The organism is Pseudomonas lundensis, from assembly GCF_015377145.2.
Lineage (GTDB): Bacteria > Pseudomonadota > Gammaproteobacteria > Pseudomonadales > Pseudomonadaceae > Aquipseudomonas > Aquipseudomonas lundensis.
Genome location: NZ_CP062158.2, coordinates 1,891,131 through 1,912,171, shown reverse-complemented (window position 1 = coordinate 1,912,171; position 21,041 = coordinate 1,891,131). Strand labels below are relative to the sequence as shown.

Genomic DNA, 21,041 nt, shown 5'->3' with positions numbered 1-21,041 from the left:
CGATGCTGTTTAAGGAAGCCGCACATGCCGCACTGGCTGGTAATTGATCTGGAAGCCACCACCGACGACGGCGGCTGGCCTCTGGAGGAAATGGAGGTGATTGAAATCGGTGCCAGCATCGTCACCCGTTCGGGCCGTGAGGTTGACCATTTTCAACGGTTTATACGGCCCGTGCGCCGCCCTTTACTGACGCCCTTCTGCCGCCAGCTGACGCGCATTACCCAGGCCAATATCGACTCCGCCATGCCGATGACGCAGGTCTGGGAGCAGTTTGAACGCTGGCTGGGCCAGCACTTGCCCCACCTTGAAGCCTGGGCCAGCTGGGGCGACTACGACCGCAAGCAACTGCAGCAGGAATGGCAGCAAAAACAGCTCAACAGTGCATTGGCGCACCTGGCGCATCACAACCTTAAACAACAATTCGCACAGGCACGTCACTTGAAGCAGGCCTTGGGGCTCAACAGCGCGCTGCAACTGGCGGGCTTGCAGTTTCACGGCCAGCAGCACCGGGCACTGGAAGACGCGCGAAATACCGCACGTTTACTGCCGCTGATTCTGGCCGATTAGCACCCTTAAAAGGGCGTGACGGGATAAAACGGCTTCTGCATACTGGCCAGCCTTTTTAAGCCCCTACCGAGGAATCGCCATGTTTAAAGTCAACGAATACTTCGACGGCACCGTCAAGTCGATTGCCTTCACGCAAGCCGAAGGCAAGGCCACTATCGGCGTCATGGCCCCGGGCGAATACGAATTCGGCACTGCCGAGCGTGAAATCATGCACGTGGTGTCGGGCGAGCTGAACGTCAAATTGCCGGGCAGCGAGGCCTTCGAAACGTTCAAGACCGGTAGCCAGTTCAACGTACCGGCCAATAGCAAGTTCCAGCTCAAGGTCGTGGTTGAAACCGCCTACCTGTGCGAATACCGCTAACCGGCGGTTGAAGCGCCCCCCTCGCCAGCGATGACCCGGCATCCCGCCGCGGTGATCGCTGGCGAGGGCGGCGAAGGATGTCAACCCACTCCGCTCTCCCGACCTGATCGCTATCCGTTTACCCCTGCACATTGAACTGCAACGCTGCCAACCGCGCATACAGCGGGTTCGTGGCAATGAGCTGCGCGTGGGTGCCGATTGCTATCAACTTGCCCTGATCCATCACCGCAATGCGGTCCGCATTCTGCACGGTGGCCAGGCGATGGGCGATGACCAGCGTGGTCCGGCCTGACATCAGGCTGGGCAAGGCTTGCTGAATCAAGTGTTCGCTCTGGGCATCCAGCGCACTGGTGGCCTCATCGAGCAACAGGATCGGCGCGTCCACCAACAGCGCGCGGGCAATCGCCAGGCGCTGACGCTGGCCGCCGGACAATCCCAGCCCGCCCTCCCCCAAATGGGTGCTGTAACCCTCGGGCATTTGCAAAATGAAGTCATGGGCATGGGCAATGCGCGCCGCCGCTTGCACCTGTTCCAGCGTGGCGTCGGGATTGCCGTAGCGGATGTTGTCCTCCACCGAACCAAAGAACAGCGCCGGGCTTTGCGACACCAACGCGAAGCAGCGGCGCACGTCCTGCGGGTCCAGTTGCGTGATGGGCAGCCCGTCCAGCAGGATCTGACCGTGCTGCGGGTCGTAAAAGCGCAACAGCAAATCGAACAACGTCGACTTGCCCGCCCCCGACGGCCCGACCAGCGCCAGCGTCTCGCCTGCATGGACGGTCAGGGTGAGGTCTTCCAGGGCAAAGCGTTCCGGGCGCGAGGGGTAGGCAAACGACACACCTTGCAGCTGCAGAGTGCCCGCCACCTGTTCGGGCAGTGCCAGCAACCCGCTGGCCGGCGCCGAGATCAGGCTTTTGGATTGCAACAACTCGGCGATCCGCTCGGCGGCCCCGGCCGCTCGCTGCAATTCACCAATGACCTCACTCAAGGTGCCAAAGGCGCTGCCGACAATCAGGCTGTAAAACACAAAGGCTGCCAGTTCGCCGCCGGTAATGCGCCCGGCAATCACGTCCATGCCGCCCACCCACAGCATCACACCGACCGCGCCCAGCACCAGCAGGATCACCAAGGTAATCAGCCAGGCACGCTGTACGATACGCTTGCGCGCGGTGGCGAAAGCCTGTTCAACGGTGTGGGCAAACCGCTGCCGGTCCTGCTGTTGGTAGTTGTAGGCCTGGACGGTTTTGATTTGCCCCAGGGCTTCGGACACATAGCTCCCGACATCGGCAATCCGGTCCTGACTTTGACGCGACAGGCTGCGCACCCGGCGGCCAAAAATCAGGATCGGCGCCAGCACCAGCGGCAAAGCCACCACCACGATGCTGGTGAGCTTGGGGTTGGTGATGAACAACAGCACGATGCCCCCGATCACCATCAGGCTGTTGCGCAAGAACAATGACAGCGAAGAACCGATCACCGATTGCAGCAACGTGGTATCCGCCGTCAGCCGCGACTGGATTTCCGAGCTGCGGTTGTTTTCATAAAAACCGGGGTGCAAGTCAATCAGGTGGTTAAACACCTGACGCCGGATGTCGGCCACCACCCGCTCACCGATCCACGACACCAGATAAAAGCGCACGAACGTCCCTACGGACAGCGCCAGCACCAGGAGCAGGAACACGCCGATGGACTGATTGAGCAGGTGCGGGGACTGAGTCATAAAGCCCTTATCCACCAGCAGACGAATGCCCTGGCCCATCGACAGCGTGATGCCGGCCGTCACAATCAGTGCCAGCAAGGCGCCTGCGGTGTGCCAGCGATAAGGCGCTACAAAATGAGTCGCCAGACGAAGCGCCCGGCGATGACGAGAAGAAAGCATCCAGAACACCCGAATAAACAAGAAATGCCCCACATGGGCAGTGGACAGCCTACAACGAAAAAACGGCCTTCGATGTAAACCTTTCTCACTCGGTTTGAATATGACCGGCTCATGCCAACCCTAGGTCGGATTGGTCTAACGTGAGACTGGAAGTTTCAGGATATTTCTGTTTGAGTAAATGGCCGCCAAGGGTTGTCACAGCTTGGTCACTAAATGGAACTACATTAGCGCTACACCCTGATGAGGAGACAGGCCATGGATTTGCAACACAATGTTCAATCAGTACCGGTGATTCGTACCCAGCCCAACCAGTCTGTGGGGTGCGCAATCATTGATGCGCAGGGCAAAGAAGTCGAGATCACCGAAGCGATGATTCAACAGGCGTGCGAAGAGCTGGATAAACGCCTGGTCACACCCAAGCACAAGAACTGACAGACCCCCGTCTTTTGAAAACCGGCCCAAGTGGCCGGTTTTTTTATACGCGGTTAAACCACCACGCAGCCGAGGGCGGCGGCCATTTTCGTCAACGCGGGGTTGTGCCCTTCGATGTGCACGGTCAGCCCTTCAATTTCACGCCGCACCGGGTAGTGCTTGCGCAAACCATCGAACGCCTGCTTTTGCTGATCGACCGGGCCAGTCAGGGTACGTCGAAAATCAGCGTCATCCCGACGCGGGTCATAGACGCCACGGCACACCATGGCCAAGGCCCACGCTTGATCGCTGTTGGCGCTCAATTCAACCTTGGCCAGCCAGGGCGCCGGCAGTAAATCCGCCAGTTGCACCTGCGGCGTCTGACCGAGGAACGCGCACAGCGCCTGATAGATCTGCGCGGTGCCGCGCTGCTTGCCGTCCAGGCTGTAACCGGCGATGTGCGGTGTGGCCAAGACGCACAAGTCGGCCAGTTCCACGTCAACCTGCGGCTCGCCTTCCCACACATCCAAGACGGCTTGCAGGTCTTCACGGGCGTTCAGCACGTTGCGCAGCGCAGCGTTGTCCACCACCGGGCCACGGCTGGCGTTGATCAGCCAGGTGCCGGGTTTGAGCCGGTTCAACCGGGTCTCATCCAATAAATGCCATGTCGCGAAATCGCCGCTTTTACTCAACGGGGTGTGCAAGCTGATGACGTCACACTGCTCAATGATCTGCTCCAGGCTGACGTAATCTGCGCCTTCAGCCGCCTGACGCAGGGGGTCACACACCTGGACCTTCCAGCCCAGATCACGCAACACCCGGACCAGCCGACCGCCCACCTCACCCGCGCCAATCACGCCATAGGTGCGCTGTGCAAGGTCGGCACCTTCGATGTCAGCCAGTGTCAGCAGGCTGCCAAGCACGTAATCCACCACGCCGCGGGCGTTGCAACCGGGGGCGCTGGCCCACTGAATGCCGGCGTGTTCGAAGTCGTCCAACGCCAGGTGATCGGTACCGATGGTGCACGTGCCGACAAACTTCACGGCGCTGCCTTCCAGCAGTTCGCGGTCGACCCGGGTGACCGAGCGAACCAGCAGCACATCGGCGTCATGCACGTCGGCGCGGGTGATCTGACGCCCTGGCAAACGGCGTATTTCACCGAATGAAGCAAAGAATTCTTCGATCAGCGGAATATTTTCATCAGCAACAATCAACATGGCAGGCTCCTTTGGCGGAGCAGCAGTGTAGGCGTTGTTGTACACAATGAGCCAGCAAGGTGTCGCACCGCTTCAGCCCCGGTGCTTACAAACACACTACAACTGCACAGTTGCCCGGCGGTGCCGGGCGCGTACAATCCCCGCTTTTGCGCCTACTACACGCTGGATGCACACTTGTGAACGCTGTTTCTCCTGATTTTGCTACCCCCCCTGTCAGCCGCCCTGCGCGGGTGCGCACAGAAGTGCGCGCCCTGCTTGCCCTGGCGCTTCCCATCATCATTTCCCAAGTGGCCACGACGGCCATGGGGTTTGTCGACGCCGTGATGGCCGGGCGCGTCGGGCCGCGCGATCTGGCAGCGGTGGCGCTGGGCAACTCGGTGTGGGTGCCGGTGTTTCTGTTGATGTCTGGGATTCTGCTGGCCACCACCCCGAAAGTCGCCCAGCGTTATGGCGCCAACACCCATGGCGAAATCGGCCCGATTGTGCGCCAGGCCCTGTGGCTGGCGTTCATCACCGGGCTGTGCGCGGCCGGGATCCTGATGGTTGCCGAACCGTTGCTGCACTGGATGAAGGTCGCCCCCGACTTGATCGAGCCGTGCATGGGCTATTTGTACGGGATTGCCAGCGGCATGCCCGCGGTGGCGATTTACTGCGTCTTGCGCGGGTTCAGTGACGGGCTGGGCAAAACCCGGCCGAGCATGGTGCTGGGCCTGATCGCGCTGGCACTGAACATTCCGCTCAACTACATCTTCATCTACGGCCATTTTGGCGTGCCGGCCATGGGCGGCGTGGGTTGCGGCTGGGCCACGGCGATCGTGATGTGGTTCATGGCCCTGGGCATGGTGGTCTGGACGATGCGCGGTGCGATCTATCAGTCGAGTCAGGTGTACAGCCATTTTGAATGGCCGAAGTGGCCGATTCTCAAGCGACTGCTCAGTGTCGGCCTGCCCATCGGTATCGCCGTGTTCGCTGAATCCAGCATCTTCGCGGTGATCGCCCTGTTGATCGGCAGCCTCGGCGCTACCGTGGTGTCGGGCCATCAGATTGCGCTTAACTTCAGTTCGCTGGTGTTCATGATCCCGTATTCGCTGGGCATGGCCATTACCGTGCGCGTCGGTCAGGCACTGGGCCGCCAGCAACCGCGCGAAGCCCGGTTTGTGGCTGGCGTGGGCATGGGCACGGCGCTGATTTGGGCGTTCATCTCGGCCAGTTTGATTCTGTTGCTGCGCGGGCCAATTGCCAGTATTTACACCGCCGACCCCCAGGTGTTGGAAGTCGCCACGTTGTTGCTGGTGTTCGCGGCGCTGTATCAGTTTTCGGACGTGATTCAGGTCACGGCGGCAGGCGCCTTGCGCGGCTATCAAGACACGCGGGTGACGATGATCATGACCTTGTTTGCGTACTGGGGCGTGGGGTTGCCCGTGGGGTACGCGCTGGGCCTGACCGACTGGCTGGGCGAGCCGAGCGGCCCGAGCGGGTTGTGGCAAGGCTTGATTGCGGGCCTGACCTGCGCGGCGCTGATGCTCAGCGTGCGCCTGGTGAGCAGCGCGAAAAAACGCATTCGCGCCGCCGGCAAATAACCGGCTGGCGCTTCGACCAAACGCGTGCTTGGACGGGGTGCAGTGCAACCCTTCGCAACCCTTGATAGCGGCTGCGGGTCACCTTGGGGTTCAGCCCTGCTTCTTACGGATCCAGTACAGGTAAGTCCCCGCTTCCTCTGTCTGACCGATCAGTTCATGGTCGAGAAACGCACAGAATTTTGGGATGTCCCGGCGCGTGGACGGATCGGTGGCGATCACCTTCAACAGGCCGCCCGGCACCAAGTCCCGGATGTGTTGGTGCAACATCATGACAGGCTCCGGACAGTTGAGCCCGGTGGCGTCCAGCGTGCCGTCAACCGGCAGGTCAGCAACATTCATCAGTGACTCCTGAATCAGCGAGATTTGGTTTTTTTGACGTCTATTCGACGCAAATGGCAGGTGACTTCTTCACGGTCGTGGTACAGCTGCTTGCAGCCGATCTCCACCGTGATGCCACGCGCCTTGAAGCCCTCAGCGATACGGTCGAGCAAACGCCGGACTTCGGCATAGCGCTGTTTCATCGGCAATTTGAGGTTGACCACCGCCTCACGGCAATGACCTTCGCCGATCCACTCTTCCAGCATCGCCGCATTGCGCGCGGGCTTTTCAACGATATCGCAGACCATCCAGTCCACCGGTTGACGCGGCTTGAAGGTAAAACCGTCGGCCATCAAGTGCTGGACCAGGCCGGTGTCCATCAGGCTCTCGGCCATCGGGCCGTTGTCGATAGCCGTGACCAGCATGCCGCGATTGACCAACTGCCACGTCCAGCCGCCGGGCGCGGCGCCGAGGTCAACCCCGGTCATGTCGCTGTGCAGGCGCTCGTCCCACTGGTCGCGAGGGATGAAATGGTGCCAGGCCTCTTCCAGCTTCAAGGTCGAGCGGCTCGGCGCTTCACGGGGGAACTTCAGGCGCGGTATGCCCATGGGCCACATGGCGCTGTTGTCGGACTCAGCCAGACCGAGAAACAACTCACGGCCACTTTTGACCGTCAGCAACAGGCGCGGCTTGCTGTCATCGTCTTCCACCAATTTGCCGGCTTTAATCAGCGCCTTGCGTAAATGGGCGTCAAACTTTTTACAGAAATTGGACAGCTCTTTGCCGTCATTGGTGTCGACCATTTCCAGCCACAGACTGCCGCATACCGGAAAACCGTCCATGCGGTCGAGGATCACGCTGATACGGTCGGTTTCGGGCAGGTCGACGAACGTGCCCCGCGCCCACTGGCGGGGGAAAATCAACTCGGCAAAACGCAAACCGCGCATCAGCCGCTCAGCGCCGCCTTCTTCGGTGCACACAAATTCGGCGCAGGCACTGGCCGGTTTGGCTTTGGCGTAGCCGGACACATTGAGGCGCGCGGCGTGCTCGGCGATTTCCGAGCAGACTTCACCCTCAAAACCGGGGCGGCAGTGCATAAAAACGGTGTTCATTGAATCACTCCTGGGCAGCTGACAAGGATTGGTCCGCTGCACAACCCTGCTTTGGAGCAAGGACTGTCACAAAAAGGCCGGCATGATAACTGAGATTGGAACCTTGAACTTGCCTAGGCAGTCCAGTTATTAGCCAGTTTGATGAATCAGGGCTAGGGTCTGTTCACGTTGCATAGCCGCCGCCCTATACCCCGTGGGCTTTCGTCCCGTCGGAGCGCGGCGTGCAATGACACGCGACCAGCCCCTAGGTTAGAAGCTCAGTTTGTTCCACACGATCCGTTACCGTGCGGATCTAAGGAGTCATTTCATGTCCTCCCTCGATAGCCTGAAGACCCTCTCTACCTTAAAAGTCGACGATAAGACTTATCACTATTTCAGCCTGCCATTGGCCGCCAATACGCTTGGCGATTTGAGCACGCTCCCCATGTCGCTCAAGGTGCTGCTGGAAAACCTGCTGCGCTGGCAAGACGATAAAACCGTCACCGAGTCTGACCTCAAGGCGCTCGCCGCCTGGCTCAAAGAGCGCCGTTCGGACCGCGAAATCCAGTACCGCCCGGCGCGGGTGTTGATGCAGGACTTCACCGGCGTGCCCGCCGTGGTCGATCTGGCAGCCATGCGCGCCGCGATGGCCAAGGCCGGTGGCGACCCGCAGCGGATCAACCCGCTGTCGCCGGTGGACCTGGTGATCGACCACTCAGTGATGGTCGATAAATTCGCCAGCCCCAGTGCCTTTGAACAGAACGTTGATATCGAGATGCAGCGCAACGGCGAACGTTATGCGTTTCTGCGCTGGGGCCAAAGTGCCTTTGACAACTTCAGCGTCGTACCGCCGGGCACCGGCATCTGCCATCAGGTCAATCTGGAGTATCTGGGCCGCACGGTCTGGACCAAGGAAGAAGACGGCCGCACGTACGCCTTCCCCGACACGCTGGTGGGGACCGACTCTCACACCACCATGATTAACGGCCTTGGCGTACTGGGCTGGGGCGTGGGCGGTATCGAAGCGGAAGCGGCGATGCTCGGCCAGCCGGTGTCGATGCTGATCCCGGAAGTGGTGGGTTTCAAACTCAGCGGTAAGCTCAAAGAAGGCATTACCGCCACCGACCTGGTGCTGACCGTCACGCAAATGCTGCGCAGCAAAGGCGTGGTCGGCAAATTTGTCGAGTTTTATGGCGACGGCCTGGCCGATTTGCCACTGGCCGACCGCGCCACACTGGCCAACATGGCGCCCGAATATGGCGCAACCTGCGGCTTTTTCCCGGTGGATGACATCACGCTGGACTACCTGCGCCTGTCAGGTCGCCCCGAGGCCACGGTAAAACTGGTCGAAGCCTATTGCAAAGCGCAGGGCCTGTGGCGCGAGCCGGGTCAGGAGCCGGTGTTCACCGACACCTTGTCCCTCGACATGGGCACCGTGCAAGCCAGCCTGGCCGGGCCAAAGCGCCCGCAAGACCGCGTGTCGCTGCCGAACGTGGGTCAGGCCTTCGATGACTTCCTGAGCCTGCAATTCAAACCCACCAATAAAGAAGAAGGCCGCCTTGAGAGTGAGGGCGGTGGTGGCGTGGCGGTGGGCAATGCCGATTTGGTGGGCGAGGCCGAATACAGTTGGGAAGGCAAAACCTATCGCCTGAAAAATGGCGCCGTGGTGATTGCCGCAATCACCTCTTGCACCAACACCTCCAACCCGAGCGTGATGATGGCGGCCGGTCTGGTGGCCAAGAAAGCCGTGGAAAAAGGCCTGATGACCCAGCCCTGGGTCAAAACCTCCCTTGCGCCCGGCTCCAAAGTGGTCACCGATTACTACAAAGCTGCCGGGCTGACGCCTTATCTGGATCAACTGGGCTTCTCACTGGTGGGCTACGGCTGCACAACTTGTATCGGCAACTCCGGGCCGCTGCCTGAACCCATTGAAAAAGCCATCACCCAGAACGACCTGACCGTGGCTTCCGTGCTGTCGGGCAACCGCAACTTCGAAGGCCGTGTTCACCCGTTGGTGAAAACCAACTGGCTCGCCTCGCCCCCTCTGGTGGTGGCTTATGCGCTGGCTGGCAGTGTGCGCACGGACATCAGCAGCGAGCCGCTGGGCATGGGCAAGGATGGCCAACCGGTCTACCTGCGCGACATCTGGCCCAGCCAAAAAGAGATCGCCGACGCCGTGGCGCAGGTCAGCACCGCGATGTTCCACAAGGAATACGCCGAGGTGTTTGCCGGGGACGAGCAGTGGCAAGCCATTGAAGTGCCGCAAGCGGCCACTTACGTGTGGCAAGAGGACTCGACCTACATTCAACACCCGCCGTTCTTCGACGACATCAGCGGCCCCTTGCCGGTCATTACCGACGTCAAGGCCGCCCGGGTGCTGGCCTTGCTCGGGGATTCGGTCACCACTGACCACATCTCCCCTGCCGGTAATATCAAGGCGGACAGCCCGGCAGGGCGCTACCTGCGCGAAAAAGGCGTCGAACCTCGGGATTTCAACTCCTATGGCTCACGCCGCGGCAACCATGAAGTCATGATGCGTGGCACGTTCGCCAACATCCGCATTCGCAACGAAATGCTCGGCGGTGAAGAAGGCGGCAACACGCTTTACATCCCCACTGGCGAGAAGCTGTCGATCTACGACGCAGCGATGCGCTATCAGGCGTCCGGCACGCCGCTGGTGGTGATTGCCGGTCAGGAATACGGCACTGGCTCCAGCCGTGACTGGGCCGCTAAAGGCACCAACCTGCTGGGGGTCAAGGCGGTGATTGCCGAAAGCTTCGAGCGTATCCACCGCTCCAACCTGGTGGGCATGGGTGTGTTGCCGTTGCAGTTCAAGCTGGACCAGAACCGCAAAAGCCTGAACCTGACCGGCAAGGAAACCCTCGACATTCTCGGCCTGACCGGCGCCCAGTTGCAGCCGCGCATGAACCTGACCTTGGTCATCACCCGTGAAGACGGGAGCCAGGAACAGGTCGAGGTGCTGTGCCGCATCGACACCCTGAACGAGGTCGAGTACTTCAAAGCCGGAGGCATTCTGCACTACGTGCTGCGTCAACTGATTGCCTCCTGACATCCGGGCGGCACTTACGACGTTTATTGATAAATCCGTAAAAGCCTGATCGTTATACTGACGCGCCCCGAACGCCCTTCGGGGCGTTTTTTTAACGATCACTCAAGGGATTTTCATGCGTGCACTGCCTTGGCCTTATCTGGCCCTCTTAACCTTAGGCTACGGCCTGGCCCTGAGCTACGGCCAATTAAGCCTGCAAGTCATCACCGCCTTGTCATTGCTCATCATCAGCGGGCTCGCGGTGTTACAAACCCGTACTCCATACCTGCGCTATGCCGGGCACGGCCTGTTTGTGCTGCTGGCCCTGGCGCTGGCCCTGCATTGGCTGCCGGGTTTTCACAACGGCCGCGCCATCGCCCCCGAACGGCTGACCGCCGATGCGGTGCCCTTCTCGATGTACCTGAACCTGGACAAACCGCTGATCGGGTTCTGGTTGCTGCTGGTGTGCCCGTGGATTGCCACGCGCTTCAACTGGCGTGCCTCGCTGGGCGCGACCTTGATGGGGCTGGCGCTGGCCGCAATGGGTGCGCTGGGCGGCGCCTTACTGCTGGGCATGATCGCCTGGGCACCGAAATGGCCAGCGCAGGGTTGGCTGTGGCTATTGAACAACCTGCTGCTGGTGACCCTGGTCGAAGAAGCGCTGTTTCGCGGCTATGTGCAAGGCGGACTGAGCCGCTGGTTCAAACAGCTGCCCTATGGCCAGACCCTCGCACTGGTGATCGCCTCGCTGTTGTTTGGCCTGGCGCATTTTGCCGCAGGCTGGCAATGGATGCTGTTGGCGGGAATCGCAGGGCTCGGCTATGGTCTGGCCTACCGTTTTGGCGGCCTGGGGGCAGCGATTGCCACCCATTTGGGACTCAACGTGCTGCACTTTGTTTTTTTTACCTACCCGATGCTGATGCCCTGAGCATCGAATCGCGGCCTGCGCGGCGCCTTCAATGGCGCCCGTTGACTGAAATATAAATTAAACAAATCCCACCCGGCGCCGACACCCTTTCAAAGCCTTGCGGATTGAAACGACATGCGTAATAACCAGCCCATCACACAACGCGAACGCACATTCCCCGCTCAGCAACGGTTGATTTCCACGACCGATGCCAAAGGTGTGATCACGTATTGCAACGACGCCTTTGTCGAGATCAGCGGCTTCTCGCGTGATGAGCTGATGCGCGCGCCGCACAACCTCGTGCGCCATCCCGATGTGCCGCCAGCGGTCTTTGACCACATGTGGACCACCCTGAAAAAGGGCCTGCCGTGGATGGGCATCGTTAAAAACCGCTGCAAGACCGGCGACCATTATTGGGTCAATGCCTATGTCACGCCGGTGTTTGAAAACGAGCGTGTGGTGGGGTACGAGTCGGTGCGGGTCAAACCGACCGCCGAACAAATTCGTCGCGCCGAAGCCCTGTATTCGCGGATCAACCGCGGCAAGCCTGCAATTCCGCAGCGCGACAAGTGGCTGCCGGTGGTGCAGGACTGGCTGCCGTTCATTCTGGTCAGCCAGTTGAGCTTCATGATAGGCGCCCTGCTCACCTCCAGCTGGGGGTTTGCACTGGCGGCATTGTTGTCCATTCCGCTAGGCCTGCTGGGCCTGACCTGGCAGCAACGCGGGATCAAACGCTTACTGCGCCTGGCGGAACAGACCACGTCTGACCCGCTGATTGCACAGATGTACACCGACAGCCGTGGCCCGCAGGCGCGACTGGAGATGTCCATTCTCAGCCAGGAAGCCCGCCTGAAAACCTGCCTGACGCGCTTGCAGGACACCGCCGAGCACTTGAGCGACCAGGCCCGTCAGTCCGACGCCCTGGCGCATCAAAGCTCCAGCGGGCTTGAGCGCCAGCGCCTGGAAACCGAGCAAGTGGCCACCGCCGTAAACCAGATGGCGGCCACCACGCAAGAAGTGGCCAGCCACGTGCAACGCACCGCGGACGCCACCCAGGAAGCCAATCGCCTGACCAGTCGCGGCCGCGACATCGCCGGGGAAACCCGCGAAGCCATCGAGCGCCTGTCGGTGGTGGTCGGTGAAACCGGCGCGACCGTTACCCAGCTAGCCAAGGACAGCGATGAAATCGGCGGCGTGGTCGACGTGATCAAAGGCATTGCCGACCAGACCAACCTGCTGGCCCTCAATGCCGCTATTGAAGCGGCCCGCGCCGGGGAAATGGGCCGTGGCTTTGCCGTGGTGGCGGATGAAGTGCGCCAACTGGCGCAACGCACCAGCACCTCGACCGGCCAGATCCACAGCCTGATTGCCAAGCTGCAACAGACGGCAGCCAGCGCCGTGCAAACCATGGACGCCGGGCATCGTCAGGCCGAAGAAGGCGTGGCACGGGTCCTGGAAGCCGATCAGGCGCTGGTGGGGATCAGTGAAGCGGTGGCCAACATCACCGACATGACCACGCAAATTGCCGCCGCCACCGAAGAGCAAAGCTCGGTCGCAGAAGAAATCAGCCGCAACATCAGCACCATCGCTGACCTGGCTGACCAGACCTCCGATCAGGCCCAGCGCTCGGCGCAATTGAGCGAAGAACTGACCCAGACCGTGAACGTGCAGTACTCGCTGGTGGAGCGGTTTAACCGCTAAAGCCGATACCGTGTCGCCGCCGAACGCAGCCTCGTGCTGCCCGGCCGCGACTAGGCGGGCTTCAACCCGCTCACAATCCTGTCTGCCGCAGCCTCCAGATGCTGTGCATGGCTATAGCCCGATGCTTTAAGCGGCTTCAAGTCATGGTCACCGGCCACTAACCAGTGCACCTCAATCGCCGGTGACAACGTATACGCCTCTACCGCTTCACGGTTGCCCAACGCATCGCGTTCGCCCTGCACGATCAGGGTCGGCGTCTTGACGTGCGCCAGGTGCGCCACCCGTGGTTTTTCCGGTTTGCCAGCCGCATAAAACGGGTAGCCCAGGCACACGAGCGCATCCGCGCCCAACTCATCTGCCAGCAGGCTGGCCATGCGCCCGCCCATGGACTTGCCACCGATGGCAATTGGCCCAGCGACATGCCGTCGCACCTCACTAAATACCTCACGCCAACATTCGAGTAACACCGGCTGCGGATTGGGAGGCCTTTTGCCACCATCGCGCCTGCGTTGCGCCATGTACGGGAACTCGAAGCGAAGTACGTTAACCCCGCGAACGGCAAGGCGTTCAGCCATTTCAGCCATCCACTGACTGTCCATCGGCGCGCCTGCGCCGTGGGCCAGGATCAGGGTCCAACCGGCGCCTTGTGCAGCGCCATTCCAGAGCCAGCCGCGTTGCTGCACGCACTGCGCCCATTGATCCCCGTCAATACCGACATCACCCGCTACCCCCATGCTTGCCTCGCTTTTAGTCTGCCTATAACTCCAGGCGCGCGTTTGCACGCACCTGATCCGTGGATGGGGAACCATGAACACTTCTACAAGTACCGCCTACAACTACAAGGTGGTCCGCCAATTTGCCATTATGACGGTGGTTTGGGGCATCGTCGGTATGGGGCTCGGCGTTTTTCTCGCCGCGCAGTTGGTCTGGCCAGAACTTAACTTCAATTTGCCTTGGACAAGTTTCGGGCGCCTGCGCCCACTGCACACCAATGCTGTGATCTTCGCCTTCGGCGGATGCGCACTGTTCGCATCGTCGTTCTATTCGGTGCAACGCACCTGCCAGGCGACCTTGTTCGCGCCTAAAATCGCCGCGTTTACCTTCTGGGGTTGGCAGTTGGTGATTTTGCTGGCGGCAATCAGCCTGCCGCTGGGCTTTACCAGCTCCAAGGAATACGCCGAGCTGGAATGGCCGATCGACATCCTGATCACCATTGTCTGGGTCGCGTACGCCATCGTGTTCTTCGGCACGATCATGAAGCGCAAGACCAAGCACATCTACGTGGGCAACTGGTTCTTCGGCGCGTTTATCGTGACCGTGGCGATTTTGCACATCGTGAACAACCTGGAAATCCCGGTCAGCTTCACCAAGTCCTACTCCCTCTACGGTGGTGCCACTGACGCCATGGTGCAGTGGTGGTACGGGCATAACGCTGTAGGCTTTTTCCTGACAGCGGGCTTCCTGGGGATGATGTACTACTTCGTGCCGAAACAGGCCGAACGTCCGATCTATTCCTATCGTTTGTCCATCGTGCACTTCTGGGCGCTGATCACCCTGTACATCTGGGCCGGTCCGCACCACTTGCACTACACCGCGCTGCCGGACTGGGCACAGTCGCTGGGCATGGTGATGTCGCTGATTCTGCTGGCGCCAAGCTGGGGCGGCATGATCAACGGCATGATGACCCTGTCGGGGGCGTGGCATAAGTTGCGCAGCGACCCAATCCTGCGCTTTTTGGTCGTGTCGCTGGCGTTCTACGGCATGTCGACCTTCGAAGGCCCGATGATGGCAATCAAGACCGTCAACGCCCTCTCCCACTACACCGACTGGACCATCGGCCACGTACACGCCGGCGCTCTGGGCTGGGTGGCCATGATCTCGATTGGCGCGCTCTACCACATGATCCCGAAAATCTTCGGTCGCCCACAGATGTACAGCCTGGGCCTGATCAACGCCCACTTCTGGCTGGCAACCATCGGCACCGTGTTGTACATCGCCTCGATGTGGGTCAACGGCATCGCGCAAGGCCTGATGTGGCGCGCCGTCAACGAAGACGGCACGCTGACCTACTCCTTCGTCGAAACACTGGTGGCCAGCCACCCTGGGTTTGTCGTCCGCCTGATCGGTGGTGCGATCTTCCTCAGTGGCATGTTGCTGATGGCTTACAACACTTGGCGCACCGTGCGTAACGCCGAGCCCGCTGAAGTCGTAGCCGCCGCGCAGATGGCCTGAGGAGTTCGTGATGAAACATGAAGTCGTAGAGAAGAACATTGGCCTGATGCTGTTGCTGATGATTCTGTGTGTGAGTGTCGGCGGCCTGACGCAGATCGTGCCGCTGTTTTTTGAAGACGTGACCAACACCCCGGTGGAAGGCATGAAGCCTTACACCGCGTTGCAACTGGAAGGCCGGGACATCTACATCCGCGAAGGCTGCGTTCAGTGCCACTCGCAGATGATTCGTCCGTTCCGTGCCGAGACAGAACGTTACGGTCACTACTCGGTCGCCGGTGAAAGCGTCTGGGATCACCCGTTCCTGTGGGGTTCCAAGCGTACCGGCCCGGACCTGGCCCGCGTCGGCGCCCGGTACTCTGATGACTGGCACCGTGCGCACTTGTACAACCCGCGCAACGTCGTGCCCGAGTCGAAGATGCCTGCCTACCCATGGCTGGTGGCCACGCCGGTCGATGACAGCCATACCCAAAAGAAACTGGAAGTGATGCGCATGATGGGCGTGCCGTACACCGACGAAGACATCGCCGGTGCCAAGGATGCGGTCAAGGGCAAGACGGAAATGGACGCCTTGGTGGCTTACCTGCAGGGCCTCGGCACTGCGATCAAGAGCAAGAGGTGAGCCATGGTCTTCGAGATGAGTAGTGGAATGATTCGCGGCCTGGGCACTGTCGTGGTGGCAGTGGCCTTTATCGGCCTGGCGTTGTGGGTGTTCAGCCCGCGTCGCAAGTCGGAATTCGAAGACGCGACCTTGCTGCCATTCAAGGACGATCCGCAAGCCATCAAACACGTCGAGCAAGAACAAGCGTCTAGGAGTAACAAAGCATGACCACCTTCTGGAGTATCTATATCAGCGTGCTGACGATCGGCACGTTGATTGGCCTGACCTGGCTGTTGGTCGGTACGCGCAAGGGTGAAACCAAGGGCGAAACCGTCGAGACCATGGGCCATGCCTTTGACGGCATCGAGGAATACGACAACCCGCTACCGCAATGGTGGTTCATGTTGTTTGTCGGCACGCTGGTATTTGGCGTCGGCTACCTGATCCTCTACCCCGGCCTGGGCAACTGGAAAGGCCTGCTGCCGGGTTATGAAAACGGCTGGACCGGCGTCAACGAATGGCAAAAGGAAATGGACAAGGCCGATGCCAAGTTCGGCCCGATTTTCGCCAAGTACGCCGCCATGCCTGTGGAGCAAGTCGCTCAAGACCCGCAAGCCCTGAAAATGGGCGGTCGCCTGTTCGCCTCCAACTGCTCGGTATGCCACGGTTCGGATGCCAAGGGCGCGTTCGGCTTCCCTAACCTGGCCGACAACTCATGGCGTTGGGGCGGCGATGCCGACACCATCAAGACCACCATCATGGGTGGCCGTATGGCTGCCATGCCGGCCTGGGGCGAAGTGTTGGGCGAAGACGGGGTCAAAAACGTAGCGGCTTATGTGCGTCATGACCTGGCAGGCCTGCCGTTGCCGCAAGGCACTACGGTGGATCTGGCTGCAGGCAAGCAAGCGTTCGACACCACGTGTGTGGCGTGCCACGGGGCAACCGGCAAAGGGACACCGATCATGGGTGCGCCTGACCTGACCCAACCGGCTGCCTTCATCTATGGCACCAGCCTGGCGCAGTTGCAGCAAACCATCCGTCACGGCCGTCAAGGTCACATGCCGGCGCAGAACGAATTGTTGGGCAACGACAAGGTGCAACTGCTGGCGGCCTACGTGTTCAGCTTGTCCCACGGTAAGCAAGAGGAAAAATCAGCGGAATAATTTCCGGACATTTCCTGCCGCATCATTTTGGTGCGGCAGTTCCCGCCTCAAAGCGCGACCAAGTGTCGCACCTCTCAGCCGTCCTTCATTGCTCTCTCGCCATTCAGGACTAAGCTCTTAATTCTGTGATTCGGCGTGCGCCGGGTTCAGGTCAAGCGAAAAAAATCGGTCAGTTGAAGGGCAGTGTTTCCGGCCACACGGTTGGGTTTATACCGGCTATCGTCGATTGCGGTCTTCGCCATGATGTCGCCGTGCCTTATTCCCGCCCGGTTTTGTCCGTCCCACCCCCCTTCGCCTGCGTGCTCCATGCGGTTGATTTTCGTGGCGGATTTTATCCCTACGATACGTGTGGAAAGGGCGCAGAATCAGCGTTGGAAAGCATTGACCGAGGTCATGCTGCGTTGCAATAACCCTACGCTTTATACATACTTGCGCCCGATTTTTACTCCTAATAAAACACCTAAACCGTGGAACCTTAGAATGAGCACAGCAATCAGTCCGACTGCTTATAACTATAAGGTAGTCCGCCAGTTCGCCATCATGACGGTGGTCTGGGGGATCCTTGGCATGGGGCTCGGGGTTTTCATCGCTTCACAACTTGTGTGGCCTGAATTAAACCTTGGCCTTGAGTGGACGACCTTCGGCCGTCTGCGTCCCTTGCACACCAACCTGGTGATTTTCGCCTTCGGTGGTTGTGCATTGTTCGCCACCTCTTATTACGTCGTGCAGCGCACCTGCCAGACGCGCCTGATCTCCGATACCCTCGCCTCCTTCACCTTCTGGGGTTGGCAAGCGGTGATCGTCGGCGCCCTGATCACGTTGCCGCTGGGTTACACCACGACCAAAGAATACGCAGAGCTGGAATGGCCTTTGGCTATCCTGCTGGCCATCGTTTGGGTGGTCTACGGCATTGTGTTCTTCGGGACCATTACCAAGCGCAAAACCAAGCATATCTACGTGGGTAACTGGTTCTACGGTGCATTCATCATCGTGACGGCCATGCTGCACATCGTGAACCACGCTTCTCTGCCCGTGACGTTCTTCAAGTCCTACTCGGCCTATGCCGGTGCGACCGACGCCATGATCCAGTGGTGGTATGGCCACAACGCCGTGGGTTTCTTCCTGACCACAGGCTTCCTGGGGATGATGTATTACTTCGTTCCCAAGCAGGCCGAGCGTCCGATCTACTCGTACCGCCTGTCGATCGTGCACTTCTGGGCACTGATCACCCTGTACATCTGGGCCGGTCCGCACCACTTGCACTACACCGCACTGCCGGACTGGGCTCAGTCGCTGGGCATGGCCATGTCGATCATCCTGCTGGCACCCAGCTGGGGCGGCATGATCAACGGCATGATGACCCTGTCGGGCGCCTGGCATAAGCTGCGCACCGACCCGATCCTGCGCTTTTTGGTGGTTTCGCTGGCGTTCTACGGCATGTCGACCTTCGAAGGTCCGATGATGGCCATCAAGACCGTCAACTCGCTGTCGCACTACACTGACTGGACCATCGGCCACGTTCATGCCGGCGCTCTGGGCTGGGTGGCCATGATCTCGATCGGCGCCCTGTACCACATGATCCCGCGCCTCTACGGGCAAAAGGCCATGTTCAGCACCAGCCTGATCAACACCCACTTCTGGCTGGCCACTATCGGTACGGTGTTGTACATCGCCTCGATGTGGGTCAACGGCATCACCCAGGGCCTGATGTGGCGCGCCATCAACGACGACGGCACCCTCACGTACTCGTTCGTCGAAGCGCTGCAAGCCAGCCACCCGGGCTTTATCGTTCGCGCCATCGGCGGTGCTTTCTTCGCCAGCGGCATGCTGTTCATGGCGTACAACGTGTTCCGCACGGTACGCGCCTCGAACCCGGTAGAAGCTGAAGCAGCCACCAAGATCGCTGTCGTTGGAGCCCACTGATGAAGCACGAAACAGTCGAGAAGAACATCGGCCTGATGGCCTTCTTCATGGTCATCGCCGTGAGCATTGGTGGTTTGACCCAAATCGTTCCGCTGTTCTTCCAGGACGTGACCAACACGCCCGTCGAAGGCATGAAGCCGCGCTCGGCACTTGAACTCGAAGGCCGCGACATCTACATCGCCAACGGTTGTGTTCAGTGCCACTCGCAAATGATCCGCCCGTTCCGTGCTGAAACCGAACGTTACGGCCACTACTCGGTCGCCGGTGAAAGCGTCTGGGATCACCCGTTCCTGTGGGGTTCCAAGCGTACCGGTCCGGACCTGGCCCGCGTCGGCGGCCGTTACTCCGATGACTGGCAGCGTGCGCACTTGTACAACCCGCGCAACGTGGTGCCTGAATCGGTCATGCCCGCGTATCCGTTCCTCGTGGAACGCAAGCTGGACGGCAAGGACACCGCGAAAAAAATGGAAGTCTTGCGCACGCTCGGCGTCCCTTACACCGACGAAGACATCGCCGGTGCCAAGGATGCAGTGAAGGGCAAAACCGAAATGGACGCACTGGTGGCTTACCTCCAGGGCTTGGGCACTATCATCAAAAGCAAACGGTGATCTAGATGGATATCGGGATGATTCGTGGCCTGGGCACTGTCGTCGTGATGGTGGCTTTTATCGGTTTGGCGCTGTGGGTATTCAGCCCGCGGCGCAAGTCGGAGTTTGAAGACGCAACCCTGTTGCCGTTCAAGGATGATCCCGAAGCCATCAAGCACGTCGAGCAAGAGCAAGCTTCTAGGAGTAACAAAGAATGACTACGTTCTGGAGTCTGTACGTTACAGTCCTCACTCTGGGTACCATCTTCGCCTTGACCTGGTTGTTGCTGGCCACCCGCAAGGGGCAACGCAGCGAACAGACTGACGAGACAGTTGGGCACTCTTACGACGGGATTGAAGAGTACGACAACCCGATGCCGAAATGGTGGTTCATGCTGTTTGTGGGCACCGTGATTTTTGCCTTGGGCTACCTGGTGTTATACCCGGGCCTGGGTAACTGGAAAGGCCTGCTGCCGGGCTACCAGTACCTCGACCTGCAAAAGGAAACGCCGTTTGCCAATGGCCAGACGGGCTGGACCGGGGTTCACGAATGGGAAAAGGAAATGGCCAAGTCGGACGCCAAGTTTGGTCCGATCTTCGCCAAATTCGCTGCCATGCCCATTGAAGAAGTCGCTAAGGATCCGCAAGCACTGAAAATGGGCGGCCGTTTGTTTGCGTCCAACTGCTCGGTGTGCCACGGCTCCGACGCCAAGGGCGCGTACGGCTTCCCTAACCTGACCGACGCCGACTGGCGCTGGGGTGGTAGCCCGCAAGAGATCAAGGCCACCATCATGGACGGCCGCCACGCGATGATGCCGGCTTGGGCAGACGTCATCGGCGAGCAGGGCGTAAGCGACGTAGCCGCTTACGTGCTGACCCAACTGGACGGCCGCAAGCTGCCAGAAGGCGCCAAGGCTGATCCGGCCAAAGGCAAAGAGCTGTACGCCACCAACTGCGCCGTGTGTCACGGCCCGGAAGGCAAAGGCAACCCGCTGATGGGCGCCCCCAACCTGACTCACCCGGGCGCGTTCATTTACGGTTCGAGCTTCGCTCAACTGCAGCAGACCATCCGTTACGGCCGTCAGGGTCAGATGCCTGCTCAAGCGGATCTGCAAGGGAACGACAAGGTTCACTTGCTGGCCGCTTACGTGTACAGCCTGTCCCACGGTGAAGACGCCAAGGCCGCTGAATAACTCAGTGGTTTGACCGCGTTGACAAAGAGCCCCGCCACCCTGTGTTGGCGGGGCTTTTTTACGCCCTCAGAAACGGCACGTCACCCAACGAAACCGCTCTGGCCAAGCACGCTGCGGGGTTTTCCGGCCTGGAGGCAGGCACTGAAGTCAATTGATCTGTGTCATGACTTGTTACAACTGCTATACCAAGTTCTGTTTTTTCGGAACGCGACCAAAGGTCGCACCCTTGAGCTAGAGTCACAGGCGTATCATTGCGCCACTGCAACAC

The 21,041-nt window shown here is 60.0% G+C and carries 20 protein-coding genes; 15 read left to right on the top strand and 5 right to left on the bottom strand.

Going from position 1 to position 21,041, the window contains the following annotated elements:
• Positions 1–24 precede the first annotated feature (24 nt).
• On the top strand, positions 25–567 hold the full coding sequence (locus tag IF654_RS09085; protein ID WP_047275195.1) for a 3'-5' exonuclease: 543 nt from the start codon (positions 25–27) through the stop codon (positions 565–567).
• A gap of 79 nt (positions 568–646) precedes the next feature.
• Positions 647–928 (top strand): pyrimidine/purine nucleoside phosphorylase, encoded by a 282-nt coding sequence (gene ppnP, locus IF654_RS09080; RefSeq protein ID WP_047275197.1) that lies wholly within the window; start codon positions 647–649, stop codon positions 926–928.
• Between the two features lie 118 nt (positions 929–1,046).
• Here the strand turns inward: ppnP and IF654_RS09075 are convergent, their stop codons facing one another.
• Positions 1,047–2,804 carry an ABC transporter transmembrane domain-containing protein gene (locus IF654_RS09075; RefSeq protein ID WP_418889551.1) on the bottom strand — a complete coding sequence of 586 codons (1,758 nt, stop codon included), beginning with the start codon at positions 2,802–2,804 and terminating at the stop codon, positions 1,047–1,049.
• 255 nt (positions 2,805–3,059) lie between these two features.
• On the opposite strand from IF654_RS09075, the gene IF654_RS09070 reads away from it, so the two are divergent.
• Positions 3,060–3,236 (top strand): PA1571 family protein, encoded by a 177-nt coding sequence (locus IF654_RS09070; RefSeq protein WP_047275201.1) that lies wholly within the window; start codon positions 3,060–3,062, stop codon positions 3,234–3,236.
• A 53-nt stretch (positions 3,237–3,289) separates the two neighbouring features.
• On the opposite strand, the gene pdxB is transcribed toward IF654_RS09070, so the two are convergent.
• Complete coding sequence (gene pdxB, locus IF654_RS09065; protein ID WP_047275203.1) at positions 3,290–4,432, bottom strand: 4-phosphoerythronate dehydrogenase PdxB; 1,143 nt, start codon at positions 4,430–4,432, stop codon at positions 3,290–3,292.
• A gap of 176 nt (positions 4,433–4,608) precedes the next feature.
• On the opposite strand from pdxB, the gene IF654_RS09060 reads away from it, so the two are divergent.
• Entirely contained in the window at positions 4,609–6,012 is a 1,404-nt protein-coding gene (locus IF654_RS09060) for an MATE family efflux transporter (RefSeq protein ID WP_047275204.1), read from the top strand.
• A gap of 90 nt (positions 6,013–6,102) precedes the next feature.
• Here IF654_RS09060 and tusA read toward each other — a convergent pair whose 3' ends face one another.
• Positions 6,103–6,351, bottom strand: a complete 249-nt coding sequence (gene tusA / locus IF654_RS09055; protein ID WP_047280404.1) for a sulfurtransferase TusA — start codon at positions 6,349–6,351, stop codon at positions 6,103–6,105.
• A gap of 14 nt (positions 6,352–6,365) precedes the next feature.
• Positions 6,366–7,442 carry a 23S rRNA (cytidine(2498)-2'-O)-methyltransferase RlmM gene (gene rlmM / locus IF654_RS09050; RefSeq protein ID WP_047275210.1) on the bottom strand — a complete coding sequence of 359 codons (1,077 nt, stop codon included), beginning with the start codon at positions 7,440–7,442 and terminating at the stop codon, positions 6,366–6,368.
• 307 nt (positions 7,443–7,749) lie between these two features.
• Here rlmM and acnA point away from each other — a divergent pair, with 307 nt between their 5' ends.
• From acnA to IF654_RS09035, 3 genes are all read left to right on the top strand, one after another.
• A complete protein-coding gene (gene acnA, locus IF654_RS09045) occupies positions 7,750–10,491 on the top strand; it encodes an aconitate hydratase AcnA (protein ID WP_047275212.1) in 2,742 nt (913 codons plus the stop codon).
• A gap of 115 nt (positions 10,492–10,606) precedes the next feature.
• Complete coding sequence (locus IF654_RS09040; RefSeq protein ID WP_047277655.1) at positions 10,607–11,398, top strand: CPBP family intramembrane glutamic endopeptidase; 792 nt, start codon at positions 10,607–10,609, stop codon at positions 11,396–11,398.
• Between the two features lie 114 nt (positions 11,399–11,512).
• Positions 11,513–13,078: a methyl-accepting chemotaxis protein gene (locus tag IF654_RS09035; protein ID WP_047275216.1), complete on the top strand. Its 1,566-nt coding sequence runs from the start codon at positions 11,513–11,515 to the stop codon at positions 13,076–13,078.
• 50 nt (positions 13,079–13,128) lie between these two features.
• Here the strand turns inward: IF654_RS09035 and IF654_RS09030 are convergent, their stop codons facing one another.
• A complete protein-coding gene (locus IF654_RS09030) occupies positions 13,129–13,812 on the bottom strand; it encodes an alpha/beta family hydrolase (RefSeq protein ID WP_194862570.1) in 684 nt (227 codons plus the stop codon).
• Positions 13,813–13,885: 73 nt separating this feature from the next.
• Here IF654_RS09030 and ccoN (IF654_RS09025) point away from each other — a divergent pair, with 73 nt between their 5' ends.
• The 8 genes from ccoN (IF654_RS09025) to ccoP (IF654_RS08990) all read left to right on the top strand — a co-directional run bounded on the left by ccoN (IF654_RS09025) (position 13,886) and on the right by ccoP (IF654_RS08990) (position 20,773).
• Positions 13,886–15,310: a cytochrome-c oxidase, cbb3-type subunit I gene (gene ccoN, locus IF654_RS09025; protein ID WP_047275220.1), complete on the top strand. Its 1,425-nt coding sequence runs from the start codon at positions 13,886–13,888 to the stop codon at positions 15,308–15,310.
• A 10-nt stretch (positions 15,311–15,320) separates the two neighbouring features.
• Positions 15,321–15,929 (top strand): cytochrome-c oxidase, cbb3-type subunit II, encoded by a 609-nt coding sequence (ccoO, locus tag IF654_RS09020; RefSeq protein WP_047275222.1) that lies wholly within the window; start codon positions 15,321–15,323, stop codon positions 15,927–15,929.
• A 15-nt stretch (positions 15,930–15,944) separates the two neighbouring features.
• Positions 15,945–16,136 carry a cbb3-type cytochrome oxidase subunit 3 gene (locus tag IF654_RS09015; protein WP_080960194.1) on the top strand — a complete coding sequence of 64 codons (192 nt, stop codon included), beginning with the start codon at positions 15,945–15,947 and terminating at the stop codon, positions 16,134–16,136.
• Positions 16,133–17,071 carry a cytochrome-c oxidase, cbb3-type subunit III gene (gene ccoP, locus IF654_RS09010; RefSeq protein ID WP_047275226.1) on the top strand — a complete coding sequence of 313 codons (939 nt, stop codon included), beginning with the start codon at positions 16,133–16,135 and terminating at the stop codon, positions 17,069–17,071. Before IF654_RS09015 ends, ccoP (IF654_RS09010) begins: the two co-directional genes overlap by 4 nt.
• A 480-nt stretch (positions 17,072–17,551) precedes the next feature.
• Positions 17,552–18,994, top strand: a complete 1,443-nt coding sequence (gene ccoN / locus IF654_RS09005) for a cytochrome-c oxidase, cbb3-type subunit I (RefSeq protein WP_047275228.1) — start codon at positions 17,552–17,554, stop codon at positions 18,992–18,994.
• Positions 18,994–19,602, top strand: coding sequence for a cytochrome-c oxidase, cbb3-type subunit II (gene ccoO / locus IF654_RS09000; RefSeq protein WP_047275230.1), 609 nt, complete (start codon positions 18,994–18,996; stop codon positions 19,600–19,602). The genes ccoN (IF654_RS09005) and ccoO (IF654_RS09000) overlap by 1 nt, the downstream gene beginning before the upstream one ends.
• 5 nt (positions 19,603–19,607) lie before the next feature.
• A complete protein-coding gene (locus IF654_RS08995; protein ID WP_080960189.1) occupies positions 19,608–19,799 on the top strand; it encodes a cbb3-type cytochrome oxidase subunit 3 in 192 nt (63 codons plus the stop codon).
• Positions 19,796–20,773 (top strand): cytochrome-c oxidase, cbb3-type subunit III, encoded by a 978-nt coding sequence (gene ccoP / locus IF654_RS08990; RefSeq protein ID WP_047275233.1) that lies wholly within the window; start codon positions 19,796–19,798, stop codon positions 20,771–20,773. Before IF654_RS08995 ends, ccoP (IF654_RS08990) begins: the two co-directional genes overlap by 4 nt.
• Positions 20,774–21,041 lie beyond the last annotated feature (268 nt).